The sequence below is a fragment of the Burkholderia sp. BCC1998 genome (genome assembly GCF_905339875.1).
Taxonomy (GTDB): domain Bacteria; phylum Pseudomonadota; class Gammaproteobacteria; order Burkholderiales; family Burkholderiaceae; genus Burkholderia.
On sequence record NZ_CAJPHE010000003.1, the window covers coordinates 172387 to 198542 of the forward strand.

General features: G+C 67.7%; 23 protein-coding genes and 7 tRNA genes. 20 read left to right on the forward strand and 10 right to left on the reverse strand.

Annotated features, from left to right (window positions below):
- Positions 1-100: 100 nt before the first annotated feature.
- Positions 101-1027, reverse strand: a complete 927-nt coding sequence (locus U5A56_RS06920) for a patatin-like phospholipase family protein (RefSeq protein WP_321921550.1) — start codon at positions 1025-1027, stop codon at positions 101-103.
- 280 nt (positions 1028-1307) lie between these two features.
- Between U5A56_RS06920 and gltX the strand changes: the two genes are divergently transcribed.
- The 9 genes from gltX to U5A56_RS06965 all read left to right on the forward strand — a co-directional run bounded on the left by gltX (position 1308) and on the right by U5A56_RS06965 (position 4664).
- Positions 1308-2717, forward strand: coding sequence for a glutamate--tRNA ligase (gene gltX, locus U5A56_RS06925; protein WP_124488272.1), 1410 nt, complete (start codon positions 1308-1310; stop codon positions 2715-2717).
- Positions 2718-2845: 128 nt separating this feature from the next.
- A tRNA-Ala gene (locus U5A56_RS06930) sits at positions 2846-2921 on the forward strand.
- Between the two features lie 141 nt (positions 2922-3062).
- Positions 3063-3138, forward strand: a tRNA-Glu gene (locus U5A56_RS06935).
- Between the two features lie 80 nt (positions 3139-3218).
- Positions 3219-3295 (forward strand) — tRNA-Asp (locus tag U5A56_RS06940).
- Positions 3296-3358: 63 nt separating this feature from the next.
- A tRNA-Glu gene (locus U5A56_RS06945) sits at positions 3359-3434 on the forward strand.
- Between the two features lie 83 nt (positions 3435-3517).
- A tRNA-Asp gene (locus U5A56_RS06950) sits at positions 3518-3594 on the forward strand.
- Between the two features lie 65 nt (positions 3595-3659).
- Positions 3660-3735, forward strand: a tRNA-Glu gene (locus U5A56_RS06955).
- A gap of 73 nt (positions 3736-3808) precedes the next feature.
- A tRNA-Asp gene (locus U5A56_RS06960) sits at positions 3809-3885 on the forward strand.
- A gap of 314 nt (positions 3886-4199) precedes the next feature.
- Entirely contained in the window at positions 4200-4664 is a 465-nt protein-coding gene (locus U5A56_RS06965; protein WP_014896698.1) for a GNAT family N-acetyltransferase, read from the forward strand.
- Between the two features lie 40 nt (positions 4665-4704).
- Here the strand turns inward: U5A56_RS06965 and U5A56_RS06970 are convergent, their stop codons facing one another.
- A complete protein-coding gene (locus U5A56_RS06970; RefSeq protein WP_321921552.1) occupies positions 4705-5583 on the reverse strand; it encodes a helix-turn-helix transcriptional regulator in 879 nt (292 codons plus the stop codon).
- A gap of 302 nt (positions 5584-5885) precedes the next feature.
- Here U5A56_RS06970 and U5A56_RS06975 point away from each other — a divergent pair, with 302 nt between their 5' ends.
- Positions 5886-6311 carry a gamma-glutamylcyclotransferase family protein gene (locus U5A56_RS06975; RefSeq protein ID WP_321921554.1) on the forward strand — a complete coding sequence of 142 codons (426 nt, stop codon included), beginning with the start codon at positions 5886-5888 and terminating at the stop codon, positions 6309-6311.
- Positions 6312-6416: 105 nt separating this feature from the next.
- Here the strand turns inward: U5A56_RS06975 and aceB are convergent, their stop codons facing one another.
- Positions 6417-8009, reverse strand: a complete 1593-nt coding sequence (gene aceB, locus U5A56_RS06980) for a malate synthase A (RefSeq protein WP_321921556.1) — start codon at positions 8007-8009, stop codon at positions 6417-6419.
- A gap of 67 nt (positions 8010-8076) precedes the next feature.
- A complete protein-coding gene (locus U5A56_RS06985) occupies positions 8077-8838 on the reverse strand; it encodes a haloacid dehalogenase type II (protein ID WP_044847958.1) in 762 nt (253 codons plus the stop codon).
- A 154-nt stretch (positions 8839-8992) separates the two neighbouring features.
- Between U5A56_RS06985 and U5A56_RS06990 the strand changes: the two genes are divergently transcribed.
- Positions 8993-9898, forward strand: a complete 906-nt coding sequence (locus U5A56_RS06990) for a LysR family transcriptional regulator (protein WP_044847957.1) — start codon at positions 8993-8995, stop codon at positions 9896-9898.
- A 174-nt stretch (positions 9899-10072) separates the two neighbouring features.
- A complete protein-coding gene (locus U5A56_RS06995) occupies positions 10073-10507 on the forward strand; it encodes a universal stress protein (RefSeq protein WP_044848000.1) in 435 nt (144 codons plus the stop codon).
- Between the two features lie 229 nt (positions 10508-10736).
- Here U5A56_RS06995 and aceA read toward each other — a convergent pair whose 3' ends face one another.
- From aceA to U5A56_RS07010, 3 genes are all read right to left on the reverse strand, one after another.
- The gene (aceA, locus tag U5A56_RS07000; protein ID WP_321921559.1) at positions 10737-12044 is read right to left on the reverse strand and encodes an isocitrate lyase; all 1308 of its coding nucleotides are present in this window, start codon (positions 12042-12044) and stop codon (positions 10737-10739) included.
- A 380-nt stretch (positions 12045-12424) separates the two neighbouring features.
- Positions 12425-13966: a DEAD/DEAH box helicase gene (locus tag U5A56_RS07005; RefSeq protein ID WP_044847955.1), complete on the reverse strand. Its 1542-nt coding sequence runs from the start codon at positions 13964-13966 to the stop codon at positions 12425-12427.
- Between the two features lie 368 nt (positions 13967-14334).
- Positions 14335-14604: an acyl-CoA-binding protein gene (locus U5A56_RS07010; RefSeq protein ID WP_044847954.1), complete on the reverse strand. Its 270-nt coding sequence runs from the start codon at positions 14602-14604 to the stop codon at positions 14335-14337.
- Between the two features lie 147 nt (positions 14605-14751).
- Between U5A56_RS07010 and tsaB the strand changes: the two genes are divergently transcribed.
- The 4 genes from tsaB to U5A56_RS07030 are packed head-to-tail and all read left to right on the forward strand — an operon-like array spanning position 14752 to position 18038.
- Complete coding sequence (tsaB, locus tag U5A56_RS07015; protein WP_044847953.1) at positions 14752-15519, forward strand: tRNA (adenosine(37)-N6)-threonylcarbamoyltransferase complex dimerization subunit type 1 TsaB; 768 nt, start codon at positions 14752-14754, stop codon at positions 15517-15519.
- Complete coding sequence (gene rimI / locus U5A56_RS07020) at positions 15516-16016, forward strand: ribosomal protein S18-alanine N-acetyltransferase (protein ID WP_321921561.1); 501 nt, start codon at positions 15516-15518, stop codon at positions 16014-16016. Before tsaB ends, rimI begins: the two co-directional genes overlap by 4 nt.
- Positions 16003-17082 (forward strand): uracil-DNA glycosylase, encoded by a 1080-nt coding sequence (locus U5A56_RS07025; protein ID WP_321921563.1) that lies wholly within the window; start codon positions 16003-16005, stop codon positions 17080-17082. Before rimI ends, U5A56_RS07025 begins: the two co-directional genes overlap by 14 nt.
- Complete coding sequence (locus tag U5A56_RS07030; RefSeq protein ID WP_321921565.1) at positions 17079-18038, forward strand: DUF1853 family protein; 960 nt, start codon at positions 17079-17081, stop codon at positions 18036-18038. The genes U5A56_RS07025 and U5A56_RS07030 overlap by 4 nt, the downstream gene beginning before the upstream one ends.
- Positions 18039-18056: 18 nt before the next feature.
- On the opposite strand, the gene thiD is transcribed toward U5A56_RS07030, so the two are convergent.
- Entirely contained in the window at positions 18057-18866 is an 810-nt protein-coding gene (gene thiD, locus U5A56_RS07035; RefSeq protein ID WP_124486176.1) for a bifunctional hydroxymethylpyrimidine kinase/phosphomethylpyrimidine kinase, read from the reverse strand.
- Between the two features lie 58 nt (positions 18867-18924).
- On the reverse strand, positions 18925-20232 hold the full coding sequence (gene lplT / locus U5A56_RS07040; RefSeq protein ID WP_044847948.1) for a lysophospholipid transporter LplT: 1308 nt from the start codon (positions 20230-20232) through the stop codon (positions 18925-18927).
- A 218-nt stretch (positions 20233-20450) separates the two neighbouring features.
- On the opposite strand from lplT, the gene alr reads away from it, so the two are divergent.
- The 3 genes from alr (at position 20451) to U5A56_RS07055 (ending at position 23325) form a co-directional block, all read left to right on the forward strand.
- Positions 20451-21521: an alanine racemase gene (alr, locus tag U5A56_RS07045; RefSeq protein ID WP_321921567.1), complete on the forward strand. Its 1071-nt coding sequence runs from the start codon at positions 20451-20453 to the stop codon at positions 21519-21521.
- An 11-nt stretch (positions 21522-21532) separates the two neighbouring features.
- The gene (gene radA / locus U5A56_RS07050) at positions 21533-22909 is read left to right on the forward strand and encodes a DNA repair protein RadA (protein WP_044847946.1); all 1377 of its coding nucleotides are present in this window, start codon (positions 21533-21535) and stop codon (positions 22907-22909) included.
- A gap of 149 nt (positions 22910-23058) precedes the next feature.
- Positions 23059-23325 (forward strand): DUF2866 domain-containing protein, encoded by a 267-nt coding sequence (locus tag U5A56_RS07055; protein WP_044847945.1) that lies wholly within the window; start codon positions 23059-23061, stop codon positions 23323-23325.
- Positions 23326-23528: 203 nt separating this feature from the next.
- On the opposite strand, the gene U5A56_RS07060 is transcribed toward U5A56_RS07055, so the two are convergent.
- A complete protein-coding gene (locus U5A56_RS07060) occupies positions 23529-25460 on the reverse strand; it encodes an ATP-binding cassette domain-containing protein (protein WP_044847944.1) in 1932 nt (643 codons plus the stop codon).
- 136 nt (positions 25461-25596) lie between these two features.
- Between U5A56_RS07060 and U5A56_RS07065 the strand changes: the two genes are divergently transcribed.
- The gene (locus tag U5A56_RS07065; protein ID WP_321801211.1) at positions 25597-26076 is read left to right on the forward strand and encodes a glutathione peroxidase; all 480 of its coding nucleotides are present in this window, start codon (positions 25597-25599) and stop codon (positions 26074-26076) included.
- The last annotated feature ends 80 nt before the right edge of the window (positions 26077-26156 follow it).

Sequence of the window (26156 nt, forward strand, 5' to 3'; positions counted from 1 at the left end):
GGCAGGGTTTTTTGTTTTGGGGCGTGCGCCAAGCGGCTGGTGGCGGGGCCATCGTCGGTGGCGCGCTCGCTGTCGCGCGCCGCGCGCCGCGATGCGCCGCTTATGCCGCCGCGACGCCGCGGGCCGCCGCGAGCTTGCGCTGCAGCTCGGGCATGACGCGCGCGACGGCTTCCTCGCCCGCGAGGATCGCCGCGTTGCGCTGGTTGAAGTCGCTGCCGCCCATCGCCGCGAGGTTCGGGCGGATCACGACGTCCGCGTATTTGTCGAGCTCGTAGGTCTTGATCGTCTGGCCCATGATCGTGAAGGTCTGCAGCAGCATCTCGATCGGGTTGTTGGTCGCCGCGCCGTCCGGCCGCGACGAGATGTCGACCGCGATCACGAAGCTCGCGCCCATCTTGCGCGCGAACGACGCGGGCACCGGGCTCACGAGGCCGCCGTCGACGTATTCGCGGTTGCCGATCTTCACGGGCTCGAACACCGACGGCACGCTGCACGACGCGCGCACCGCGAGCCCCGTATTACCCTGCTGGAACAGGATCGGCTGGCCGTTCTGCAGGTCCGTCGCGACGATGCCGAGCGGCTTCGCCATCTTTTCGATCGGCCGGTTGTTGAGCGTCTTGTTCAGGAAGTTCTGCAGCGCCACGCCCTGCAGCAGCCCGCGCGAGCGGAACGGCAGCGCCCAGTCGCTGATCGCCGCCTGATCCATGTCGAGTGCGATCTTGTTGATCTGCAGCCCGCTCATCCCGGCGGCATAGAGCGCCCCGACCACCGAGCCCGCGCTCGTGCCCGCGACGATCTCGACCGGGATGCCGCGTGCCTCGAGCGCTTTCAGCACGCCGATGTGCGAGAAGCCGCGGGCGGCGCCGCCGCCGAGCGCGATGCCGATCTTCACGGGCTTCTCGCGCGACTGCGCGGGATTCGCGGCGTTGTCGGGGTGGGACTTGTCGCCGAACGACGTGCAGGCGGCGAGGCTGGCGGATGCGCAAGCGATCGTGAAGTGACGGCGCGACAGGCGAGGGGACGACATCGAATGGTTCTCCGGCGGCTTGGCGGCGGGCCGTGCGGCCCGCGGCGGCGATAGGTTCCGAGCGGCCGCGCGGCACAAACCGCGCGGCCGGCGCGGCGCCGGCTGGCGGCCGCGGCGCGCACATCATAAAGCAAGCGGCGCGCTTGGCGCGAAGGGCGGCGCGAGTATAATTCCGGCTTCTTTCCCGTTCCGGGCGCGGCCGGCCCCAGTGCTGTCCGGGCTGTCGCCGTCGATCCCGCGTCGAATCATTCATGCGCCCCAGGCGTTCGAGTTACCGTTTATGACCCGTCCTGTCCGTACCCGCTTCGCGCCGAGTCCCACCGGCTTCATCCACCTCGGCAACATCCGCTCCGCGCTCTATCCGTGGGCGTTCGCGCGCAAGATGAAAGGCACGTTCGTGCTGCGTATCGAGGATACCGACGTCGAGCGTTCGTCGCAGGAAGCCGTCGACGCGATCCTCGAGGGGATGCAGTGGCTCGGCCTGGATTTCGACGAAGGCCCGATCTACCAGATGCAGCGGATGGACCGCTACCGCGCGGTGCTCGCGCAGATGCTCGAGCAGGGCCTCGCGTACCCGTGCTACATGTCGGCCGAGGAGCTCGACGCGCTGCGCGAACGCCAGCGCGAGGCCGGCCTCAAGCCGCGCTACGACGGCACGTGGCGTCCGGAGCCGGGCAAGGTGCTGCCCGAGCCGCCGGCCGGCGTGAAGCCGGTGCTGCGGTTCCGCAACCCGCTGACCGGCACGGTCGTGTGGGACGACGCGGTGAAGGGGCGTGTCGAGATCTCGAACGAGGAACTCGACGACCTCGTGATCGCGCGCCCGGACGGCACGCCGATCTACAACTTCTGCGTGGTCGTGGACGACATGGACATGAACATCACGCACGTGATCCGTGGCGACGACCACGTGAACAACACGCCGCGCCAGATCAACATCCTGCGCGCGCTCGGCGGCGAGCCGCCCGTCTACGCGCACCTGCCGACCGTGCTGAACGAGCAGGGCGAGAAGATGAGCAAGCGGCATGGCGCGATGAGCGTGATGGCGTACCGCGACGCGGGCTTCCTGCCGGAGGCCGTCGTCAACTACCTCGCGCGCCTCGGCTGGTCGCACGGCGACGCGGAGATCTTCTCGCGCGAGCAGTTCGTCGAATGGTTCGACCTCGAGCATCTCGGCAAGTCGCCCGCGCAGTACGACCACAGCAAGCTGAGCTGGCTGAACGCCCATTACATCAAGGAAGCAGACAACGCGCGCCTCGCCGCGCTGGCGAAGCCGTTCCTCGACGCGCTCGGCATCGACGACGCGGCGATCGCGACGGGCCCCGCGCTCGATGCGGTGGTCGGCCTGATGAAGGACCGCGCGACGACGGTCAAGGAGATCGCCGAAGGCGCCGCGATGTTCTACCGCGTGCCGGCGCCGGATGCCGACGCGCTCGCGCAGCACGTGACCGATGCGGTGCGCCCGGCACTGGCCGATCTCGTCGCCGCGCTGAAGGCGGCCGACTGGACGAAGGAAGCGGTGTCCGCCGCGCTGAAGGCGACGCTCGGCGCGCACAAGCTGAAGATGCCGCAGCTCGCGATGCCGGTGCGCCTGCTGGTGGCGGGCACGACGCATACGCCGTCGATCGACGCGGTGCTCGTGCTGTTCGGTCGTGACGTCGTGGTGTCGCGTATCGAGGCCGCGCTGGCCTGAGGTTGGAGCGGATGCGAAGCCGCTCGCGCAGGGTGTCACGGCGGCTTCGCAAAAAATTTCGCTCGAATCGCAAAAAGGGTATTTACAAGTTCAAATTCGGTCCATATAATCTCATTTCTGTTCTGCAAGGGGGTATAGCTCAGCTGGGAGAGCGCTTGCATGGCATGCAAGAGGTCAGCGGTTCGATCCCGCTTACCTCCACCATCAGAGCGGAACGAATTGATTTGCGAAGCAGCGGTAGTAAGTAATAAATGCTTCACAAAATGATTTAAAGCAGTTAGAATTTCGGCCTTCGCTGTTGATGATGAGTGAATAGCGAAAGTCAGACAGATCTGAAAAGATCATGTCCCCTTCGTCTAGAGGCCTAGGACATCACCCTTTCACGGTGAGTACAGGGGTTCGAATCCCCTAGGGGACGCCAGATTCAGCGGCGTTTCATAGAAGTGTCGCGAGGCTTGCAGGAACGTAACCGACGTCCTGCAGGTAACGGTGCAGAAAGTTGGAGCGGTAGTTCAGTCGGTTAGAATACCGGCCTGTCACGCCGGGGGTCGCGGGTTCGAGTCCCGTCCGCTCCGCCAGAACGAAGCCCGTTCAAGACGTTTTTGAGCGGGCTTTTGTATTAAAGATGTAAGCAGTACGTTGTCCCCTTCGTCTAGAGGCCTAGGACATCACCCTTTCACGGTGAGTACAGGGGTTCGAATCCCCTAGGGGACGCCAGGATTCAGCGGCGTTTCGTAGTAGAAGTGTCGCAACGCTTGCAGGACGTGAACGAGGTCCTGCAGGTGAGAGTAAAGAAAGCTGGAGCGGTAGTTCAGTTGGTTAGAATACCGGCCTGTCACGCCGGGGGTCGCGGGTTCGAGCCCCGTCCGCTCCGCCAGAACAAAGCCCGTTCAAATGAACGTTTTGAGCGGGCTTTTGCGTTAAAGATGTAAGCAGTATGTTGTCCCCTTCGTCTAGAGGCCTAGGACATCACCCTTTCACGGTGAGTACAGGGGTTCGAATCCCCTAGGGGACGCCAGATTTCGGCGTCGTTCGAACAAACGATGCGCCGGCAGGAAGTAACCGACGCCTGCCAGGCAAGAAGCAAGACTGGAGCGGTAGTTCAGTCGGTTAGAATACCGGCCTGTCACGCCGGGGGTCGCGGGTTCGAGTCCCGTCCGCTCCGCCAAAAATGAAAAAGCCCGCCTTGTGCGGGCTTTTTCATTTGCGTCGTTGATCGTGCCCGCTCGCGGGCGCGTGACTGCGGAGCGGAGGAAGCCGCCTGCGCGGCTTCCGGCGGGACGCGAAGGGCTGCGCGTGCACGCGCAGCCGCGGCCTGCAGAATGTAGGCGAGTCCCGTCCGCTCCGCCAGAAAATGAAAAAGCCCGCCTCGTGCGGGCTTTTTCATTTGCGTCGCCGATCCGGCGCCACTACGAGAAATTCGCGATTGCATCCGCCCGCGACTGCGCTATCGTGGCGGAATGCGTTTTTGACCCCTGCGCGATGCTCGATCCGACCGACCTGCGATTGCTGTATCAGCTCCGGCCCGCGGAGCCTGGCGATTTTCCGTTTGCCGAGGCGCTGACGCACGGCAACATGGGCGGCTATTACAAGCGCCATGGGCTCGTCTGGCGCAGCGACCTGTTCTATGCGAGCTGGCGCGAATCCGAAAACTTCATCCTGGAAGCCGACGGCGAACGTATCGGCGTGCTGCGCGTGACCGAGGAGGGCGATTCGCTGCACATCCGCGATGTGCAGATCGCGGCCGGCCATCGCGGACAGGGCGCCGGCACCTACATGCTCGACATGTCGCATCGCTGGGCGCGCGCCCGCGGGCTGCACGAACTGCAGTTGCGTGTGTTCGTCGACAATCCGGCCGCGCGCCTCTACCTGCGGATGGGCTACCGCGTCACCGGGCCGAGGCTGGCCCAGCTCGGCTCGATTCGCCACATGGTGCGTCCGGTTTGAGCGCGTAACGGTTACCCACGCGGGGGCCACGCGGCGACGGTCAGCGGGCGGCGTCGATCGCGTCGTCGTCGGGGGCGTCGTCGATTGCGATGCCGTCTTCCGCGCCGCGATGCTCGTAGCCGCGCAGCATGAACGCGCGCGGGCTTTCGCCGAACGCGCGCCGGAACATCGCCGAAAACGCGCTCTGGCTCTGGTAGCCGAGTTCGCGGGCGATATGCGACAGCGGGCGCCCCTGGTTCAACAGCGGAATCGCGCGCGCGAGCAGCGCCTGCTGCCGCCACTGCGAAAAACTCACGCCCAGTTCCTGCTTGAACAGCCGCGAGATCGTGCGCGTGCTCGCACCGACCTCGCTCGCCCAGTGTTCGAGCGATTCCGCATGCGCCGGTTGCGCGAGCACCGCCTCGCACAGCATGCGCAGCCGCTTCTCGTCGGGCATCGGCACCGCGAGCGGCAGCGGTTCGGCGCGGCTCAGCTCGTCGAGCACGAGCCCGCACAGCAGCCGTTCGCGGGTGCCGCTCAGGTCGCGCGCGTCGAGCGCGACGATCAGTTCGCGCAGCAAGCCCGTCACCTCGACCACCCGGCATGCGTCGAGCCCGTCCGGCACGACCGACTCGTCGATGTACAGCGTGCGCAAGTACGCTTCCTCGACGATCACGACCTCGTGCGTGACGTGCGGCGGCACCCAGATCGCGCGGGACGGCGGCACCATCCACGTCGTCCCGGTCGTCGCGACGCGCAGCACGCCGCGCGATGCATACGCAAGTTGCGCCCACGCGTGCGTGTGCAGCGGGATCCGGCGGCCGGCGTCGACCTGCCGTGCCCGGACACGCATCGGGTGGACGCGGGTCGGCGCGAACTCGGGCGGGATGTCGATGACGTCGTACGGGTTCGATGCGTCGGCTTGGGGTGGCGGGTTCATGGACGATTCGGTCGGCGCGGCGGCGATGCCGTCATTTTAGAAGGCGCCGCGCAGGCGCATGCGGCGGTTTTTCGGCCGATAATGCACGGTTCAAATGAACTTTGTATGGGGCAGCACGTGTGCCGGCCGGCGCAAGCCCGGGCCAGCGTGATGCGTCGCGCCGACAAGAACCATCGTGCCGCCGGCGCGGTCTATCGATGCGGGCGCGTTTTCGCACAAGCAGCGCCCCGACGACGCCGGCGCCCGCGGCACGGCCGCGACGGCCCGGCACGGCAACACCTGAATCGAAGAGGAGGACCACGATGCGCCATGTATTCGTCTACGGCACGTTGAGAGCGGGGGAAGCCAACGACATCGGCCAGGCGGCCGCGCGGCACGGGATCGCCGCGCCGACGCTGCTCGGGGCGGCCGCACTGCCGGGCGAACTGTACGATTTCGGCACGTATCCGGGCATGGTGCCCGGGCCGGCCGGCCGGTCGCTCGTGTGGGGCGACGTCTACGAGATCGACGAGCGACTGGTGCCCGTGCTCGACGAGATCGAGCGCGTCTATCCGGGCGTCGACACGCTGTTCCGGCAGGAGCCGGTGACCGTCGAACTCGGCGGTCGTCCGTATGCGTGCGTCTACTATCCGGTCGCCGCGCATGCGGCAGCCGACCGTCCGCGCATCGCGTCGGGCGACTGGGTCCAGCACCGGCGCGAGCGGGAAGCCGCCGCCGCATCCGCATAGCGAACCCGCTGCGCAGCAAAGGAAAAGCGCCCCGCGGGGCGCTTTTTTCATGCCGCCGTGTCGTGCGACCGGCGGCGGGCAGGACCGGCGAGCCGGCCCGCGTCGTCAGATTTCCTCGTACAGCGGCAGCGTCAGGAATTCGGTGAAGCCTTCCGACGTCGACATCTGTTCGAAGATCGCCGCGGCACGCTCGTACGGCTGCGTGTTGCCGCCGACCGACCGCTTCACGTTGTCGAGCTCGGCCTTCGCGAATTCGCGCACGAGCTCGGCGGTGACCTTGCGGCCGTCGTCGAGCACGCCCTTCGGCGAGCGGATCCACTGCCACACCTGCGAGCGGGAGATCTCGGCGGTCGCCGCGTCTTCCATCAGGTTGTGGATCGGCACGCAGCCGTTGCCGTCGAGCCAGGCGCCGAGATAGTGGATGCCGACGTTGATGTTGTTGCGCAGGCCGGCTTCGGTGATCGGCGCTTCAGGCTGGAAGTCGAGCAGGTTCTTGCCTTCGATCTGCACGTCGTCGCGTTGCTTCGCGATCTGGTTCGGCTGGTCGCCGAGCACCTTGACGAATTCCTCCATCGCGATCGGCACGAGGCCCGGGTGCGCGACCCAGCCGCCGTCGTAGCCGTCGGTCGCGTCGCGCTGCTTGTCCGAGCGCACGCCGCCCATCGCCTTGTCGTTCGCTTCCGGATCGTTCTTGATCGGGATCAGCGCGCTCATTCCGCCGATCGCCGGCGCATTGCGCTTGTGACAGGTCTTCAGCAGCAGCAGCGCGTACGCGCGCATGAACGGCACCGTCATCGTGATCTTCGAGCGATCGGCCAGGCAGAAGTCGCGGTCGTTCTTGAACTTCTTGATCGCCGAGAAGATGTAGTCCCAGCGGCCGGCGTTCAGGCCTGAGCTGTGTTCGCGCAGTTCGTACAGGATCTCGTCCATCTCGAACGCGGCGAGGATCGTCTCGATCAGCACCGTCGCGCGGATCGTGCCGCGCGGCACGCCGACGGCCTCCTGTGCCGCGACGAAGATGTCGTTCCACAGGCGCGCTTCGAGATGGCTTTCCATCTTCGGGAGGTAGAAGTACGGGCCCGAGCCGCGCGCGATCAGTTCCTTCGCGTTGTGGAACAGGAACAGCGCGAAATCGAAGATGCCGCCGGACACGCGCTGGCCATCGACCGTCACGTGCTTCTCGTCGAGATGCCAGCCGCGCGGACGCACGATCAGCGTCGCGACCTTGTCGTTCAGCTGGTACGACTTGCCGTTCTGTTCGAGCGAGATCGTGCGGCGCACCGCGTCCTTCAGGTTGATCTGGCCGTCGATCTGGTTCGTCCAGCTCGGCGCGTTCGAATCCTCGAAGTCCGTCATGTACGAATCGGCGCCCGAGTTCAGCGCGTTGATGATCATCTTGCGCTCGACGGGGCCGGTGATCTCGACGCGGCGGCATTGCAGGTCGGCCGGCAGCGGCGCGACCTTCCAGTCGCCCTCGCGGATCGCCTTCGTGTCGGCCAGGAAATCGGGGCGCTCGCCGGCGTCGAGGCGCTTGGTGCGTTCGACGCGGGCCTGCAGCAGCGCCTGGCGGCGCGGCTCGAACGCGCGGTGCAGCGCCGCGACGAGCGCGAGTGCTTCAGGCGTCAGGATCGCTTCGTAACCCGGCTTGATTTCGCCGGTGATCGCCATGCCTTGCGGCAGCGTGATCGGGGTGCTCATGAGTCTCATCTCCTTGGTCGGTCAGTTGCGGTTTCGGTGAAGGGGGAAGGCGGCAGCGCAGCGAACGTCATGCGCCCGGGCCGGGGCGCGCGCGGTTCGCGGGTCTGCCGGACGGAGCCGGGGTGGCGAGGAATGCGAGCAGGTCGGCCATGCCGCTGCCGGTGCCGTCGGGCGGCGCGCCGAGTTCCTCGGCGGGCGCGCCCGTGCGGTTGAGCCAGAACGTCGTGTAGCCGAACCAGGCGGCCCCCGCGACGTCCCAGGCGTTCGACGACACGAACACGATGTCGCGCGGGTTCGCGCCGAACGCGGCGGTGCCGAGTGCGTACGCGACGGGGCTCGGCTTGTACGCGCGTACCGCGTCGGCCGACAGCACGCGATCGAACAGGCCGGTCATGCCGGCGCTCTTGATCGCGATGTCGAGCATCTCCGGGTTGCCGTTCGACAGGATCGCGAGCGGCGGGCGCGGGTCGAGCGCGCGCAGCTTGCGCAGCGCGGGCACCGTGTCGGGATAGGTGGACAGGCACGCGTATTCGTCCATCAGCCGCTTCTCGGCTGCGCTGTTCAGCGCGAGCCCGAGCCTGCGCGCGGCGAACCGCAGCGCGTCGAGCGTGATGTCGCGGAACGGGCGATAGCGGGCGCCGGACGGATCGGCGAGCGTGCGCAATTGCGAGTATTCGATTTGCTTGCGTCGCCACAGCCGCGACAACCGGTCCCCGTGACCGGGAAACATCTGCTCTGCCGCGGCCACGACCGCATGCACGTCGAACAACGTGCCGAATGCATCGAAGAGGATTGCGTCGGGAGAGGAGAGTGTCGTTGTGGCCGACATAGCCTTGCGCTCCAGTTTCAGAGGTCGGAAACGATTTTATTCGTGCTCGCCAGTGCTAAAAAAGACGCTAAACATCACTTGATCTTTTACTTTCATATACCTAATCTTGACCGCTCAAGCTATTTGAAGGGCGGGAACGCCGCCCTTGCGAGTCATGGACCGGTTCAAACAGATCGAAACGTTCGCCGCGGTCGCGGCGAAGGGCAGCCTGTCGGCGGCCGCGCATGCGGAAGGCGTCGCGCCGGCGATCATCGGCCGCCGCCTCGACGCGCTCGAGGAGCGGCTCGGCGTGAAGCTGCTGGTGCGGACCACGCGCAAGCTCACGCTGACCTTCGAGGGTTCGGCCTTCCTCGAGGATTGCCAGCGGATCATCAACGACATGCAGAACGCGGAGGCGAGCGTGTCCGCCGGCGGCGTGAAGGCGAGCGGCCACCTGCGCATTTCCGCGCCGGCCGGCTTCGGACGGCGCCACGTCGCGCCGCTCGTGCCCGAGTTCAGCGGCGCGCATCCGGACGTGTCGGTCACGCTCGACCTGTCCGACCGGATGGTCGACCTCGTCAACGAAGGGTTCGATTGCGCGGTGCGGCTCGGCGAGCTGCCCGATTCGTCGCTGGTGTCGCTGAAGCTCGGCGAGAACCGGCGCGTGTGCGTCGCGTCCCCCGCGTATCTCGCGCGGCGCGGCACGCCGGCCACGCTTGCGGAACTCGCGCGCCACAACTGCCTCGCGCTTGCCGCGAATGCGAACCAGCAGCGTGGCTGGGCGTTCCAGGAGGGCGACAAGGTGGTGTCGATCCGCGTGAACGGCACGATGGAATGCTCGGACGGCGCGGTGCTGCACGAATGGTGCCTCGCCGGCTACGGCCTGGCATGGCGATCGTGGTGGGAGGTCGGCGACGATATCGCGGCCGGCCGCCTCGTCACCGTGCTCGACGCATTCGCGGCGCCACCGATCGGCATCCACGCGGTGTTTCCGCAGCGCCGTCACCTGCCGCTGCGCGTGCGGCTGTTTCTCGATTACCTGAAACATACGTACGAACGGCCGGGGTATTGGGGCGAGTAGGGCGGGGGCGAGCAGGGCGCACCGGCCCGCGCGTTTCCGATATGAGGGCGAACCCGCTGCCGGCGCCGGTCGCCCGGTTTCGCGCACTACAATCGAAACTGGCATGCGCGACGCGCCGGAGCCGGCCCGCATGGGTTCGCGGTGCGCGCGGTGCGTCTGACGCAGGAGGGCGCGATGTTCCGGCACATCCTCGTTCCAACCGACGGTTCCGAACTGTCGCAGAAGGCGATCGACGGCGCGATCGACCTGGCGCGCGCGGTCGGCGCGCGGGTCACGGCCTATGCGTGCCTGCCGCAGTATCCGTACTCGCCGTTTTCCGAAGTGATCATCGAGCCGCCCGCCGATTTCCGGGCGCGCAGCGAGCGCGAGGCGCGCGCGCACCTGGACGACGTGCAGGCAGCCGCGAAGGCGGCCGGCGTCGATTGCGACAGCTGGACGAGCGTGCATCCGTCGCCGTACCTCGGCATCATCGAGGCGGCCGAACGTGGCGGCTGCGACGTGATCTTCATGGCGTCCCACGGACGCCGCGGGCTCGGCAGCCTGCTGATCGGCAGCGAAACGCAGCGCGTGCTGACCCATACGAAAATTCCGGTGATCGTCTATCGATAGACGCGGCGCCCGTCGTTCGTAGCCGCCCGGGCGACAGCACGGCGGCGCCGCTGAAAAAAGGGCGCGCCGGACGAAGCCGGCGCGCGTCGTTGCTGGCGGCCACTGGCCGCGCGCGACCGGTCGCGCGACGTCGATCGCGCGCCAGCCGTCTCCTCCCTGATTGTTGTCCGGTGCCGCCGATGCCGCGCCGTCGCGTGACGGGCCGGCATCGGCGTGACGCTTGCGCGCGTTACGCGACCTTCTTGCCGTCGAAGAACTGTTCGTCTTCGGTCGAGCCGTGCAGCGCGGTCGTCGAGGCTTCCCGCTCGACCGTCTGCGTGACCGCGTCGAAGTAGCCGGTGCCGACTTCGCGCTGGTGCTTGACGGCCGTGAAGCCCTTGTCGGCCGCCGCGAACTCGGCCTGCTGCAGTTCGACGAACGCGCTCATCTGCGTGCGGGCATAGCCGTGCGCGAGGTTGAACATCGAGTAGTTCAGCGCATGGAAGCCGGCCAGCGTGATGAACTGGAACTTGTAGCCCATCGCGCCGAGTTCCTTCTGGAACTTCGCGATCGTCGCGTCGTCGAGGTTCTTCTTCCAGTTGAACGACGGCGAGCAGTTGTACGACAGCATCTTTCCGGGGAACTGCTTGTGGATCGCTTCCGCGAATTTCTTCGCGTACTCGAGATCCGGCTTGCCCGTCTCGCACCAGACGAGGTCGGCGTACGGCGCATACGCGAGGCCGCGCGAGATCGCCTGCCCGATGCCCGGCTTCGTGCGGAAGAAGCCTTCGACCGTGCGCTCGCCCGTCAGGAACGGCTTGTCGTTGTCGTCGATGTCGGACGTGATCAGGTCCGCCGCTTCCGCGTCGGTCCGTGCGACCAGCAGGGTCGGCGTGCCCATCACGTCGGCCGCGAGACGCGCCGCCGACAGCTTCGCGACCGCTTCGCGGGTCGGCACCAGCACCTTGCCGCCCATGTGGCCGCACTTCTTTACCGACGCGAGCTGATCCTCGAAGTGCACGCCCGAGGCGCCGGCCTCGATCATCGCTTTCATCAGTTCGAACGCATTCAGCACGCCGCCGAAGCCGGCTTCCGCGTCCGCGACGATCGGCGCGAAGAAATCGACGTAGCCTTCGTCGCCCGGATTCTTGCCTTCCGACCACTGGATCTGGTCGGCGCGCGTCAGCGTGTTGTTGATGCGCTTGACGACGAGCGGCACCGAGTTCGCCGGGTACAGCGACTGGTCCGGGTACATTTCGCCCGCGACGTTCGCGTCGCCGGCCACTTGCCAGCCCGACAGGTAGATCGCCTTCAGGCCGGCCTTCACCTGCTGCATCGCCTGGTTGCCGGTCAGCGCACCGAGTGCGTTGACGAACGGCTCTTCGTTGATGAGGCGCCACAGCTTTTCCGCGCCGCGCTTGGCCAGCGTGTGCTCGACGGCGATCGAGCCGCGCAGGCGCACCACGTCCTCAGCCGTGTAGCTGCGCTTGATGCCCTTCCAGCGCGGATCGGTTTCCCATTGCTTTTGCAGTTCCTGTGCCTGTTGCTGTCGCGACATGATGAGCTCCTTGATGCGGTGTGTTGCCAGATCGGTCGAACCGGACGGTGCTGATGCTGTTCTCGAAGCGGGGCGCGGTGCGTGCCGCTTTGAGAAGTCTTGTATAAGAGTCTAGGCAAACCGATCCGAGTGAAACAGGGGCTATACCAGGAAGTTTGAAACTTTTTAATCGTTGTTAATCAATAACTTGCGTTTTGTGTTTCACAATGAGAAACGATCTTTCCCATCTCGCAATTGTAAGGTTGTGCCGCGCAGCATGATTTTTTACGACGCAAAAAAATTTTCCGCATCGTGAAATTTGGCGCGGGACGAAAAAAAACCGGCGCGGGTGCGCCGGTTTGCCGGATGGGCGGGCGGCCACGGGGGCCGCCGGGGCGTGCTTACGACGCCGAATTGCTGCGACGCGGGCCGCCGCTGCGCTGGCCGTCGCGACGCGGGCCGCCGTCACGGCTGCCGCCCGGCTTGCCGCTCCAGCCGCCGCCATTGCCGCCGCCGTAGCTGCGGCCGTTGCCGCCATGACCGCCGCCCGGCTTGCCGCCGAAACGACGACCGCCGTTACCGCCGCCCGGACGGCCGCGGCCGCCGGTGCCGCGATCGTTGCGCGGGGGTGCCTTGCGGGGCTCGAAGCCTTCGATCACGTTGACCGGCAGCGGCGAGCGCACGAAGCGCTCGATGCGCTTGAGCGCGCCTTGCTCGGCGTGGTGCACGAGGCTCACCGCGGTGCCCGAACGGCCGGCACGGCCCGTACGGCCGATACGGTGCACGTAGTCTTCCGCGAACTTCGGCAGGTCGTAGTTGAACACGTGCGTGATGCCCGGGATGTCGATGCCGCGGGCTGCGACGTCGGTCGCGACCAGCACGCGCACACGGCGCTCGCGCAGCGCACGGATCGTGCGGTTGCGTGCGCCCTGCGGCAGGTCGCCGTGCAGCGCGGCCGATTCGAAGCCGGCGTCGGCGAGACGGCCGGCGAGCTGGTCGGCATCGATCTTGGTCGCCGTGAAGATGATCGCCTGGTCGAGCGCGTCGTCGCGCAGCAGGTGATCGAGCAGGCGGTCCTTGTGGTCGCGGTCGTCGACGTAATGGACAGTCTGCGCGATGTTCGCGCGCGATTCGAGGCGCTGCTGGATCTCGATGCGTTCCGGATCCTTCAGCAGGCGGCTCGTCAGCGAACCGATCTTGCCGTCGAGCGTGGCCGAGAACAGCATCGTCTGGCGCGACTCGGGCGTCGCGGCGACGATCGTTTCGATGTCTTCGATGAAGCCCATGTCGAGCATGCGGTCGGCTTCGTCGAGCACGAGCATCTTCAGTTCGGACAGGTCGATGCGGCCGCGCTCGAGGTGATCGAGCAGACGGCCCGGCGTGGCGACCAGGATCTCGGGGTTCTTCGCGAGCAGCATCAGCTGCTGGCCGTAGGCGACGCCGCCGAGGATGCTGACCGTGCGCAGGCGCTTCAGGTGCTTGCCGTAGGTCGACGCGGCCGTGGTGACCTGCATCGCGAGCTCACGGGTCGGCGTCAGCACGAGCAGGCCCGGGCGGGCGACGGGCTGCGGGCGGCGCGCACGGCGGTCGCCCTGGTTCGGTTCGCGCGGCGCGCGCGGTTGCTGCGCCTGCGCCTTCTGGAGCTGCGCGAAACGTTCGATCGCGGGCAGCATGAATGCGGCCGTCTTGCCCGAACCGGTCGGGCTCGACACCAGCAGGTCCCGACCGGCGATGCCGGCCGGAATCGCGCGCTGCTGGACCGGCGTCGGCTTGGCGTAGCCGGCGGCCTGCAGCGCGGAGACGATCTCCGGCGACAACCCGAGCGACGCGAAAGTCGGCTCGTCCGACGCCGGTTCGACCGCGGCCGGTGCGGCGGCGTTCTCGAGACCGAGCGCCTGGTCGGCGATCGCGTTGAGCGGGCTGGAGTTGATGCTCGAAGTCATAACAATCCTTGAAACACAGTGGGTGAAACGTCGGCGCCAATCGCGCATACCCAAGTCGTCGGATTCAGCGAGCAAATCGGGAAACGGGTGCAATCCGCCGAACCGTCGGCGGATGAGGCATTAGAAGCTGTTTTGGGTGCGGCGCGCTTCTGGAGCGGGGGCCGCCAGCCTAGTTGACGACCGCGAGGGTCGAAGCAGGAGGGGACAGGTTCTAAACCGGATTGGAGCTTAACGCTACGAGGCGTCGGGCCGGAACGGCTTGCGAGCCGAGCGCGGGAGGTGACGCAGCCAGCATTATAGAGATATTTGCTGCGCTGCGCCACTGATTTGATTGCCTATTGATTGCCTGTCTCGGCAGGCGGGACAGATCAGGACGCCGTGCCGTTCTTCAGCGATTCGACGAGTTCGATGTATTGTTGCTTCGCCGCATCCTGGGTCGTGCCTTTCAGCGCTTCCCACGCGTCGTACTTGTACTTGCCGACGATGTCGGTGAAGCCCGGCTTGTCGCCGTGCGCGTCGCCGTCGGTCGCCTGCTTGAAGAGCGCATACAGGCGCAGCAGCGTCAGGTTGCCCGGTCGCTCGGTCAGTTGCTTGACGTCGACCTGGGCCTGGTCGAATTGGGCGGTGAGTTCGCTCATCGTGTGTCTCCGTAAGGGTTTCAGGTCGGGCGATCTTAACAAGCGCCGCGCCGCGCGGGGTCGAGCGATCCTTCCAAACCGCCGGCCGCGCGGCGCGCGCATCGCGATCGGGTCCGATCGCCCGTGGGAGCGGGGCGCCGCATTACAATGTCGGCCATGACGCAAACAGTGCTCCTCGCCATCGATACGTCGACCGAATACTGCTCGGTCGCGCTGCTGCGCTCGGCTTTCGCCGATGACGCCGTTTCCACCCCGCAAACCTGGGTCCGCCACGAGCTGACGGGCGCCGTGTCGAGCACGCGCGTGCTGCCGGCCATCCAGGAGCTCTTCGCCGAATCGGGCCTCACGTTCGCCGATTGCGACGCGATCGCGTTCGGCGCGGGCCCCGGCTCGTTCACCGGGCTGCGCACCGCGACCGGCATTACGCAGGGGCTCGCGTTCGGGCGCGGGCTGCCGGTCGTGCCGGTCAGCACGCTGCTCGCGTGCGCCGAGCACGCGCGGCTGCGCGCACCCGGCACGACGCGCGTGCTGGCCGCGCTCGACGCGCGGATGGACGAAGCGTACTGGGCCGACTTCGCATGGGACGAGCAGGCGGGCGACTGGCGCACGCTGCATCCGGCGTCGCTCGATGCACCGGGCGCCGTCGGCGTGCCCGACGCGCCGTTTACGCTCGCGGGCAACGCGGCCGCCGCGTTCGGCGCGCAACTGCCGGCGGCGGCGGCCGCGGCCGTGATCGACGGCGATGCGCTGCCGCATGCGCTGGCGGTCGCGCATGCCGGGCTGCGGGCGTTCCGCGCCGGCCGGACGGTGCCGGCCGACCAGGCCGCACCCGAATACGTGCGCGACAAGGTCGCGCAGACCACCGCCGAACGCATGGCCGCGCGTGCCGCGCAGACGGACGGAGCAAAAGGATGACGGGCGTCCTGTTGAGCGACCGCTATTTGTCGCCGATGACCGACACCGATCTCGACGAGGTCGTCGCGATCGAGCAGGTCGCGTACGAATTCCCGTGGAGCCGCGGCAATTTCCAGGATTCGTTGCGCAACGGCTATTTCGGCGTGTGCCTGCGGCACGTGACGGGCGCGCTCGTCGGCTATTGCGTGCTGATGCCGGTGATCGACGAAATGCACCTGCTGAACCTGTGCGTCGCGCCGGCCGCCCAGCAGTCGGGCGCGGGCCTCGCGCTGCTGCGCGAAGCCGTGCGCATCTCGCGCGCGGAGGGGCTCGACGGCGTGCTGCTCGAGGTGCGGCCGTCCAATCCGCGGGCGATCCATCTGTACGAGCGCTTCGGCTTCGTGACGATCGGCCGGCGCAAGAACTACTATCCGGCGCGGCATCGCAGCCGGGAGGACGCGATCGTGATGCGTCTGACGATGAACAAGGACGAAGGGGACGCGCATGGCGTGGGCTGAAGCAGCGCTTGAGGAAATGGGGCTCGCGCAGATCTGGGTGCGGCGCGGCTCGCGCGCGGAAGGCGCCGAAGCGGGTGGCGCGGCGGACGATGCGTCCGCCGTTGCGGCCGCAACCGTCGCGCCCGCGTCGCGGCCGACGTCGGAGCAGTCGCGTGACACGCAGGCGCCTGCACGCGTGTTCCCGCGCGGCGATATGCCGCTGGCGGATACGCCGCCCGCTGGGGGCGCCGCGCGCTCCGCGCCACCGGCTGCGGAAACGGGTAGCGGCGCGCGTGCCGCGATCGACGAAACGGGCGGCGGCGCGCGTGCCGCGATCGACGACGATCGCGCGTCCGCCGGGCCGGCATCGTCCACGGCCGCCGCCGCCGCGGACGACCTGCCGCCGCTCACCGAAGACGATTTCGCGTGGTTCGACGCGGCGCCGCCCGGCGATCCGCTGCCGCCGGCCGAAGCGCGTCCTGCTGCAACGCCGGTCGCGATGCTCGACTGGGATGCGCTCGCCGCACGCGTCGCCGGCTGCACGAGCTGCCGCCTGTGCGAGAAGCGCACCAATACCGTGTTCGGTGTCGGCGATCGGGAAGCGGACTGGATGCTGATCGGCGAAGCGCCGGGCGAGAACGAGGACAGGCAGGGCGAGCCGTTCGTCGGCCAGGCCGGCAAGCTGCTCGACAACATGCTGCAGTCGCTCGCGCTCAAGCGCGGCGACAACGTCTACATCGCGAACGTGATCAAGTGCCGCCCGCCCGGCAACCGCAATCCGGAACCGGACGAGGTCGCGCACTGCGAGCCGTACCTGCAGCGCCAGGTCGCGCTCGTGAAGCCGAAGCTGATCGTCGCGCTCGGCCGCTTCGCCGCGCAGACGCTGCTGAAGACGGACGCGAGCATCGCATCGCTGCGCGGCCGCGTGCACACATACGAAGGCGTGCCGGTGATCGTCACCTACCACCCGGCGTACCTGCTGCGCAGCCTGCAGGACAAGTCGAAGGCGTGGGCCGACCTGTGCCTGGCGCGCGATACGTTCCAGCGGGCGGAGGGCGCCGCCGCGCACGGGCCGGCCGGACAATGACGCGCGGCGCGGCGTTCGCGTTCGTCGATACGCTGCACGATGCCGCGGTCCGCGATCTGGGCTGGCTCCTCGCGAGCCCGAGCCTGCTCACTGCCGCGCCCGGCGCGCCGCTCGCGCATCCGTGGGCGGATGCGGTCGAGCGGGTGGCGGTCGAAGCGTGGCTCGTCGCGCTCGATGCCGCGCCCGAGCCGCTGCACCGCGCGCTCGACGGGCTGCGGCCCGTGCGACTCGGCCGTTATGCCGAATGCCTGCTGGAGTATTTCCTCACACACGGGCCGTCGCTGCGGCTCGTCGCCGCCAACCTGCCGCTGCGCAGCAACGGCAAGACGCTCGGCGAGGTCGATTTCCTCGTCGATGCGCCGGGCGGGCTGCGCCTGCACTGGGAACTCGCGGTCAAGTGCTATCTATGCGCGCCGGTCGACGGCGACGCGTCGCTCGCGGATTTCGTCGGGCCGAATCTCGTCGACCGCCTCGACCGCAAGCGCAGCCGGCTGCTCGAGCATCAACTGCGGCTGAGCGATCGCCACGGGTTCGCGCTGCTGGGCTACGGCGCGCCATCCGATGCGCAGATGTTCATCAAGGGCTGGCTGTTCTATCCGCACGGCGTGCCGCTGCCGCCGGTGGCCGCGGAAATCGCGGCCGATCATCCGCGCGGGTTCTGGCTCACGCACGCGCAGTGGCCGGCGTGGGCCACCGCGCAGCCCGACGGTGCGGCGTGGAACGTGCTGCCGCGGCTCGCATGGCTCGCGCCGCGGCGGGTGGCGGCCGACGCCGCGCCCGAACCGCTGGCGCGTTCGCTCGAATTGCCGTCCGCATTGACGGCGCGCCAGGCGCCCGCGCTGATCGGCGTCCATCGACAGGACGGCAACGGCGTATGGCGGGAGACGGCGCGTGGCTTCATCGTGCCGGACGACTGGCCCTCGCGTGCGCAGGCGTTCGCTGCCCAGGACCACTGACGCCGCGTCAGCCGGTGCTTACCACCAGCGATGGAAGTGATGGACGGGGCCGACGCCGTGGCCGACGTCGAGCTGGCCGCTCGCGGCGATCGCGCCGGTCAGGTAGGCCTTCGCTTCGCGCACCGCGCTGTCGAGATCGGGCCGCTGCGGCAGCAGCGCGGCGATCGCCGACGACAGCGTGCAGCCCGTGCCGTGCGTGTTGCTGACCGGCACGCGCGTGCCGTCGAACCGCACCGCATGCGCCGCATCGACGAGCCAGTCGGGGCTCGCGGCCGCGTCGGGCAGGTGGCCGCCCTTCATCAGCACGGCGCGCGCGCCGGTCTTCAGCAGTGCCTGGCCTTGCCGGACCATGTCGTCTTCGGTCATCGCGGGCGTGTCGCCGAGCAGGGCGGCCGCTTCGGGCAGGTTCGGCGTGACGACGGTCGCGAGCGGCAGCAGCGCGTCGCGCAACGCGTCGACCGCATCGGGTGCGAGCAGCGCGTGCGAACTCTTCGAAATCATCACCGTATCGAGCACGACGAAGCGCGGCGCATGGCGCCGCAGCGCGTCGGCGACCGCGTGCACGATCGCCGCGTTCGCGAGCATGCCGATCTTGACCGCGTCGATGCGGATGTCGTCGAACACCGCGTCGAGCTGCGCGGTCACGAACGCGGCGTCCGGCGCGTGCACGCCGGTCACGCCGCGCGTGTTCTGCGCGGTCAGCGCGGTGATCACGCTCGCGCCGTACGCGCCGAGCGCGGAGAAGGTCTTGAGATCGGCCTGGATGCCCGCGCCGCCGCCCGAGTCGGAGCCGGCGATCGTCAGGACGTTGGGTATCGGGTGCGTCATGATGGCAAGGCGCCGGTTCGAAGACCGGCGCCGACGGACGGAAACAGGAAGTGTAGCGTCAGTGCCGCGATTCGCCGATCAGCGCGACCGAGTCGAACTGACGCTGGTTCGCCTGGTGGCGGCGCATCACGAGCCACATCGTCAGGCACACGAACGTGCCGAACAGCACGATCACGACGCCGACCGGCACGTCGAGCCAGACCAGCACCGCGTACAGGCACAGCATCACGAGCACCGACAGGTTCTCGTTGAAGTTCTGCACCGCGATCGAATGGCCGGCCGACAGCAGCACGTGGCCGCGATGCTGCAGCAGCGCGTTCATCGGAACCACGAAGTAGCCGGACAGCGCGCCGACGCAGATCAGGAAGATGTACGCGACGATCAGGTACACGGGCAGGCGCAGGTGGCCGAAATGCACGGCCCAGTGCGCCGGGAACAGGTCGCGCGTGTAGAACGCCATCAGCATGACCGCGATACCCATGATGATGCCGACCGGCAGCACGCTGAGCGACTTCTTCAGCGGGATCCGCGCGGCGGCGGCGATCGCACCGCCCGCGACGCCGACCGCGACCACCGCCTGCAGGATCGCGCCTTCGGACAGCGACATGTTGAGCGACACTTCGGCCCACTTCAGCACGATGAACTGCAGCGTCGCGCCCGCGCCCCAGAACAGCGTCGTGACCGCGAGCGAGATCTGGCCGAGCTTGTCGCGCCAGAGCACCATGAAGCAGTCGGCGAAGTCGGTGAGGAGCTTGACCGGGCCGCGCTCCTGCTTCGGGTAGCGCGCGCCGGTATCGGGGATCCGCAGATTGAAGATGGCGGCGATCACGTAGATCGCCATGATGATCACCATCGCCGCTTCGGCGGGCGTGGCGATCCAGGCTGGCGTGTGCGCGATCACGTGCGACGCGATGTGCGGGCTGATCAGCGCGCCGCCGAGCACGGTGCCGAGGATGATCGAGCTGACGGTCGTGCCTTCGATCCAGCCGTTCGCGGCGACGAGCCGGTCGGCCGGCAGCAGCTCGGTCAGAATGCCGTACTTCGCGGGCGAGTAGGCCGCGGCGCCGAACCCGACGATGCCGTATGCGATCAGCGGATGGGCGCCGAGCAGCATGATCAGGCAGCCGACCACCTTGATCGAATTGGTGATGAACATCACGCGCCCCTTCGGACGCGAATCGGCGAACGCACCGACATAGGCCGCCAGCACCACATACGACAACACGAAGAACAGCTTGAGCAGCGGTGTCATCCAGTTGGGGGCGTGGAGGTCTTTCAGCAGGGCGATGGCGGCGATGAGAAGCGCATTGTCGGCCAGCGACGAGAAAAACTGCGCGGCCATGATGGTGTAAAAACCTTTTTTCATCTGATGCGATGCTTTCGTCGCTGCGGCAGGGCCGCGTAGGCCGCCTGGTATGCGATCGGCTTATTCCGTTCGAAATGGGTTGTGCGCACGGCTTTATAACACGAAAATACGGCAATTCGGACTAGCAAGATTCCCCGATCGTTCCGCAAATTGTCGGCTTCGGTGCTCAAAAGGCGCGGTAAGCTGATGATTCGCAAGCGTCTTTACGTAAATTTCCCATGCCGCGCCCGATCTCCGCCACCATCCACACCGCCGCCCTCGCGAACAATCTCTCCGTCGTCCGCCGCTTTGCCGGCCCGTCCAAGGTCTGGGCGGTCGTCAAGGCCAACGCGTACGGCCACGGTCTCGCGCGCGTGTTTCCCGGCCTGCGCGGCACCGACGGCTTCGGCCTGCTCGACCTCGACGAGGCCGTGAAGCTGCGCGAGCTCGGCTGGGCCGGCCCCATCCTGCTGCTCGAAGGGTTCTTCCGCTCGACCGACATCGACGTGATCGACCGCTACAGCCTCACGACCACCGTCCACAACGACGAGCAGATGCGGATGCTGGAGACGGCGCGGCTGTCGAAGCCCGTCAACGTGCAGCTCAAGATGAACAGCGGGATGAACCGGCTCGGCTACGTGCCGGAGAAGTACCGCGCCGCGTGGGAGCGCGCCCGTGCGTGCCCCGGCATCGGCCAGATCACGTTGATGACCCATTTTTCGGACGCCGACAACGAGCGCGGCGTCGCCGAGCAGCTCGCGACGTTCGAGCGCGGCGCGGCAAGCATCGCGGGCGGGCGCAGCCTCGCGAATTCGGCGGCCGTGCTGTGGCATCCGGATACGCACTTCGACTGGGTGCGGCCGGGGATCGTGCTGTACGGCGCATCGCCGTCGGGGCTGTCGTCCGATATCGCCGACACGGGCCTGAAGCCCGCGATGACGCTCGCCTCCGAGCTGATCGCCGTGCAGACGATCGCGAAGGGGCAGGCGATCGGCTATGGCTCGACGTTCTCCGCGCAAGCACAGATGCGCATCGGCGTCGTCGCGTGCGGCTATGCGGACGGCTATCCGCGCGTCGCACCCGAAGGCACGCCCGTGATCGTCGACGGCATCCGCACGCGGATCGTCGGCCGCGTGTCGATGGACATGATCACCGTCGACCTGACGCCGTGCCCGCAGGCCGGCGTCGGCGCGCGGGTCGAGCTGTGGGGCAACGCGCTGCCGATCGACGACGTCGCGCGCCATTGCGGGACCATCGGCTATGAACTGATGTGCGCGGTCGCCGCCCGCGTACCGGTGCGCGCGGAATAAGGGCAGCACGCGTGGCCAAACAGAAAACCGTCTACGTCTGCAGCGAGTGCGGCGGACAAACCCCGAAGTGGCAGGGGCAATGCCCGTCGTGCCAGGCCTGGAACACGCTCGTCGAATCGGTCGCCGAGTCGCCGGCCGCCCATCGCTTCCAGTCGCTCGCGAAACGCGCGCCCGTGCAGCGCCTCGTCGACATCGAGGCGGCCGACGTGCCGCGCTTCTCCACCGGCATCGGCGAATTCGATCGCGTGCTGGGCGGCGGGCTGGTCCCGGGCGGCGTCGTGCTGATCGGCGGCGATCCCGGCATCGGCAAGTCGACGCTGTTGCTGCAGTCGCTCGCGGACATCGCGAGCGAGCGGCGCGCACTCTATATCAGCGGCGAGGAATCGGCCGCGCAGATCGCGTTGCGCGCGCAACGGCTCGCGCTGCTCGACGGCGGCGCGCCGGCGGCCGAGCTGAAGCTGCTCGCCGAGATCCAGCTCGAGAAGATCCAGGCCGCGATCGACGCGGAACGGCCGGACGTCGCCGTCATCGACTCGATCCAGACCGTCTATTCCGAAGCGCTGACATCGGCGCCCGGCTCGGTCGCGCAGGTGCGCGAGTGCGCGGCGCAGCTCACGCGCATCGCGAAGCAGTCCGGCACCGCGATCATCATGGTCGGGCACGTGACGAAGGAGGGCAACCTCGCGGGCCCGCGCGTGCTCGAGCACATCGTCGACACGGTGCTGTACTTCGAGGGCGACACCCATTCGTCGTTCCGGCTCGTGCGCGCGTTCAAGAACCGCTTCGGCGCGGTCAACGAGCTCGGCGTGTTCGCGATGACCGAGCGCGGGCTGCGCGGCGTCGCGAACCCGTCCGCGCTGTTCCTGTCGCAGCACGAGCAGGTCGTGCCGGGTTCCTGCGTGCTCGTCACGCAGGAGGGCACGCGTCCGCTGCTCGTCGAGATCCAGGCGCTCGTCGATACGGCCCACGTGCCGAACCCGCGCCGGCTCGCGGTCGGCCTCGAGCAGAACCGGCTCGCGATGCTGCTCGCGGTGCTGCACCGGCACGCGGGCATCGCGTGTTTCGACCAAGACGTGTTCCTGAACGCGGTGGGCGGCGTGAAGATCACCGAGCCGGCCGCCGACCTCGCGGTGCTGCTCGCGATCCATTCGTCGATGCGCAACAAGGCGCTGCCGAAGGGCCTGATCGTGTTCGGCGAAGTGGGGCTGGCGGGCGAGATCCGGCCGTCGCCGCGCGGCCAGGAACGGCTGCGCGAGGCGGCGAAGCTCGGTTTCACCGCGGCGCTGATCCCGAAGGCGAATGCGCCGAAACAGCCGATCGAAGGACTGAACGTGATGGCCGTCGAGCGGATCGAGCAGGCGATCGACCGTGTGCGCGATCTCGAATAGCCGTGGCGGGCCAGCGCCGGCGTGCGCTGGCCCGCGGTGATCTGTCGCGTAATTGACTGTAATGAATATGTAGGCTGATGTAACCCGCCGGACATCGCTTTTCCCTATCCTTTGCCGGATCGTCGAACCGCACAATGCGAAGGGAACCTATGTTTAAACAGTATGGGGAAGCGCCGAGCGGACGCAGTTACAACCTGCGCGGCTGCCGTGTGTCGGAGCCGATCGTTCAGCCGTGGGGCGGCGGATGCCGGATCGTCGAATGGATCGACGACGAAGGGCGCCTGGCGCGCCGGGTCGTGTCCGAGGACGTGACGGAAGCGGAGGTCGCCGCGGCGATCCGCCGGCCGACCGAAGGGCGGCGTCACCTGATGGGCGATGACGAGCAGATGCCGCGCGATACGTTGCCGCGGCGTTGAGCGGTTGGCGCGGCCGGCACACGACCGACGCGATCACGTCGAACGCAACAATGACAAAGAGGCCGGGCCCGGGCGCCCGGCCTTGTCGTTTCCGCACCCGATGCGGCCGGGCGGGTTCGCAGGTCGTCGATCATAGACCGTGGATCGTGCCGAGGACGTCCGGCCGCCGCTGAAACGACCGGCCGACGGCGCCCGGCGCGCGTTCAGCCGATCTGCTCGAGTTCTTCCTGCACGGCGAGCCAGTCCGCCTCGACCGTTTCGAGCCGGGCATTGACCTCGCCCAGCTTGCGGATCGCTTCGGTCAGTTCCGTCTTGCGCGCGGCTTCGTAGCTCGCCGGATCGGCGACGAACGCGTCGAGGCGCGCCTTCTCCGCGTGCAGCGTTTCCATTTCCCTTTCGAGCTTCGTGATGCGGTTCTGCAGCGGTTTCTTCAGCTGCGACAGCCGCTGGCGCTCCTCGGCCGCCTGACGCTTCTGGTCCTTGCGGTTGACGCCCGGATCCGCGCCCGCTGCCGCCGCGCTGTCGGCCTTCGCGGCCGCGCGTTGCTCGGCCGCATGCTGCAGCAGCCAGTCGCGGTAATCGTCGAGGTCGCCGTCGAACGGCTGCAGCCGGTGCTTCGCGACGAGCATGAACTGGTCGGTGGTCGCGCGCAGCAGGTGGCGGTCGTGCGAGACGAGGATCAGCGTGCCTTCGAACTGCGCGAGCGCCATCGTCAGCGCGTGACGCGTCTCGAGGTCGAGGTGGTTGGTCGGCTCGTCGAGCAGCAGCAGGTTCGGTTTCTGCCAGATGATCAGCGCAAGCGCGAGCCGCGCCTTCTCGCCGCCCGAGAACGGGCCGACCGGGCTCGTCGCCATGTCGCCGGAGAAATTGAAGCCGCCGAGGAAGTCGCGCAGTTCCTGCTCGCGCGTATCGGGGGCGAGCCGTGCGAGATGCGCGAGCGGCGAATCGTCCTCGCGCAGGGTTTCGAGCTGGTGCTGCGCGAAATAGCCGATCGTCAGCCCCTTGCCGTCGCGCACGTGGCCCGACAGCGGCGCGAGCGTGCCGGCCAGCGTCTTGATCAGCGTCGACTTGCCCTGGCCGTTCGCGCCGAGCAGGCCGATGCGCTGGCCGTTCTGGATCGACAGCGCCACGCGTTCGACGATCGGGATGTCCGTGCCGTCCTCGGCGTGGTAGCCGCAGCGGACGTCTTCCATCACCATCATCGGGTTCGGCGCGGCGTCGGGCGTGCGGAACTCGAACGTGAACGGCGACGCGATGTGCGCGGGCGCGATCAGCTCCATCTTCTCGAGCGCCTTCATCCGGCTTTGCGCCTGCTTGGCCTTGGTCGCCTTGGCCTTGAAGCGGTCGACGAAGCTTTGCAGGTGCTCGATCGTCTTCTGCTGCTTTTCGTACGCGCTTTGCTGCAGCGCCAGCTGCTGCGCACGCAGCACTTCGAACTGCGAGTAATTGCCGCCGTAGCGCTTCACCTGGCGATTTTCCAGATGCAGCGTGACGTTGCAGATCGAGTCGAGGAATTCGCGGTCGTGCGAGATCACGACGAGCGTGCCGGCGTAGCGGTGCAGCCAGTCTTCGAGCCAGACGATCGCGTCGAGGTCGAGGTGGTTGGTCGGTTCGTCGAGCAGCAGCAGGTCGGAGCGGCACATCAGCGCCTGCGCGAGGTTCAGCCGCATGCGCCAGCCGCCGGAGAAGCTGGCGACCGATTCGCGCGTCTGCGCGAGCGTGAAGCCGAGGCCGAGCAGCAGCGCTTCGGCGCGCGCGGGGGCCGTATAGCCGTCGGCGTCGGCGAACGCCGCGTGCGCGTCGGCTTCGGCCGCGCCGTCGTGCGCGGCCGAGGCGGCGGCGATACGCGCCTCGATCTCGCGCAGCGCGGTGTCGCCGTCGAGCGTGTAGTCGAGCGCGGAGCGGTCGACGGCGGGCGTTTCCTGCGACACGTGGGCGATCCGCCACGACGGCGGCATCGCGAAATCGCCGCCGTCGGAATGCAGCTCGCCGCGCAGGACCGAGAAGAGCGTCGATTTGCCGGCGCCGTTCGCGCCGATCAGGCCGGCTTTCTCGCCGGGATTGAGCACGAACGAGGCCGACTCGAACAGCGGCTTGGTGCCGCGCGCAAGGCTGAACTGATTGAAACGGATCACGGCGGGAATGACTGACCAAAACCGCTATTCTAGACTGCGCGCGCGTCGCCCCGGATATCGGCCGTTCGGCAGGTGCCGCAACGACGCGATTTCGCCTAGACTCCACGTCGATACGGTTTCGTAAAAGGAGTGCCCGATGTCCACCCTGTATTCGTTCAGCGCAGAGACGCTCGCGGGCGCACCCGCGTCGCTCGACGCGTATCGCGGCAAGGTGCTGCTGATCGTCAATACCGCGAGCGAGTGCGGTTTCACGCCGCAGTACGCGGGCCTGCAGAAGCTGTATGAGCAGTACGCGGCCCGCGGTTTCTTCGTGCTCGGCTTCCCGTGCAACCAGTTCGGCAAGCAGGAGCCGGGCGACGCCACGCAGATCGGCGCGTTCTGCGAGCGCAACTACGGCGTCACGTTCCCGATGTTCGCGAAGATCGACGTGAAGGGCGACCACGCGCATCCGCTGTACCGCTACCTGACCGACGAGGCGCCCGGCATCCTCGGCCTCAAGGCGATCAAGTGGAATTTCACGAAATTCCTGATCGACCGCGACGGGCGGATCGTCAAGCGCTACGCGCCGTCGACGAAGCCCGAGGAAATCGCCGCGGATATCGACAAGCTGCTTTGACGGTTCGATGCGGCGAGCGGGCGGTTCGGATCGAGCCTGCCTGGGTCGCGCCGTGCGAAAGCATGCGCCGCCGGGCGGCG

What these genes read in the sequence shown, in the direction of transcription:
- U5A56_RS06920 (WP_321921550.1), bottom strand. Translation starts at nt 1,027, where the DNA reads ATGTCGTCCCCTCGCCTGTCGCGCCGTCACTTCACGATCGCTTGCGCA.
- gltX (WP_124488272.1), top strand. Translation starts at nt 1,308, where the DNA reads ATGACCCGTCCTGTCCGTACCCGCTTCGCGCCGAGTCCCACCGGCTTC.
- U5A56_RS06965 (WP_014896698.1), top strand. Translation starts at nt 4,200, where the DNA reads ATGCTCGATCCGACCGACCTGCGATTGCTGTATCAGCTCCGGCCCGCG.
- U5A56_RS06970 (WP_321921552.1), bottom strand. Translation starts at nt 5,583, where the DNA reads ATGAACCCGCCACCCCAAGCCGACGCATCGAACCCGTACGACGTCATC.
- U5A56_RS06975 (WP_321921554.1), top strand. Translation starts at nt 5,886, where the DNA reads ATGCGCCATGTATTCGTCTACGGCACGTTGAGAGCGGGGGAAGCCAAC.
- aceB (WP_321921556.1), bottom strand. Translation starts at nt 8,009, where the DNA reads ATGAGCACCCCGATCACGCTGCCGCAAGGCATGGCGATCACCGGCGAA.
- U5A56_RS06985 (WP_044847958.1), bottom strand. Translation starts at nt 8,838, where the DNA reads ATGTCGGCCACAACGACACTCTCCTCTCCCGACGCAATCCTCTTCGAT.
- U5A56_RS06990 (WP_044847957.1), top strand. Translation starts at nt 8,993, where the DNA reads ATGGACCGGTTCAAACAGATCGAAACGTTCGCCGCGGTCGCGGCGAAG.
- U5A56_RS06995 (WP_044848000.1), top strand. Translation starts at nt 10,073, where the DNA reads ATGTTCCGGCACATCCTCGTTCCAACCGACGGTTCCGAACTGTCGCAG.
- aceA (WP_321921559.1), bottom strand. Translation starts at nt 12,044, where the DNA reads ATGTCGCGACAGCAACAGGCACAGGAACTGCAAAAGCAATGGGAAACC.
- U5A56_RS07005 (WP_044847955.1), bottom strand. Translation starts at nt 13,966, where the DNA reads ATGACTTCGAGCATCAACTCCAGCCCGCTCAACGCGATCGCCGACCAG.
- U5A56_RS07010 (WP_044847954.1), bottom strand. Translation starts at nt 14,604, where the DNA reads ATGAGCGAACTCACCGCCCAATTCGACCAGGCCCAGGTCGACGTCAAG.
- tsaB (WP_044847953.1), top strand. Translation starts at nt 14,752, where the DNA reads ATGTCGGCCATGACGCAAACAGTGCTCCTCGCCATCGATACGTCGACC.
- rimI (WP_321921561.1), top strand. Translation starts at nt 15,516, where the DNA reads ATGACGGGCGTCCTGTTGAGCGACCGCTATTTGTCGCCGATGACCGAC.
- U5A56_RS07025 (WP_321921563.1), top strand. Translation starts at nt 16,003, where the DNA reads ATGGCGTGGGCTGAAGCAGCGCTTGAGGAAATGGGGCTCGCGCAGATC.
- U5A56_RS07030 (WP_321921565.1), top strand. Translation starts at nt 17,079, where the DNA reads ATGACGCGCGGCGCGGCGTTCGCGTTCGTCGATACGCTGCACGATGCC.
- thiD (WP_124486176.1), bottom strand. Translation starts at nt 18,866, where the DNA reads ATGACGCACCCGATACCCAACGTCCTGACGATCGCCGGCTCCGACTCG.
- lplT (WP_044847948.1), bottom strand. Translation starts at nt 20,232, where the DNA reads ATGAAAAAAGGTTTTTACACCATCATGGCCGCGCAGTTTTTCTCGTCG.
- alr (WP_321921567.1), top strand. Translation starts at nt 20,451, where the DNA reads ATGCCGCGCCCGATCTCCGCCACCATCCACACCGCCGCCCTCGCGAAC.
- U5A56_RS07055 (WP_044847945.1), top strand. Translation starts at nt 23,059, where the DNA reads ATGTTTAAACAGTATGGGGAAGCGCCGAGCGGACGCAGTTACAACCTG.
- U5A56_RS07065 (WP_321801211.1), top strand. Translation starts at nt 25,597, where the DNA reads ATGTCCACCCTGTATTCGTTCAGCGCAGAGACGCTCGCGGGCGCACCC.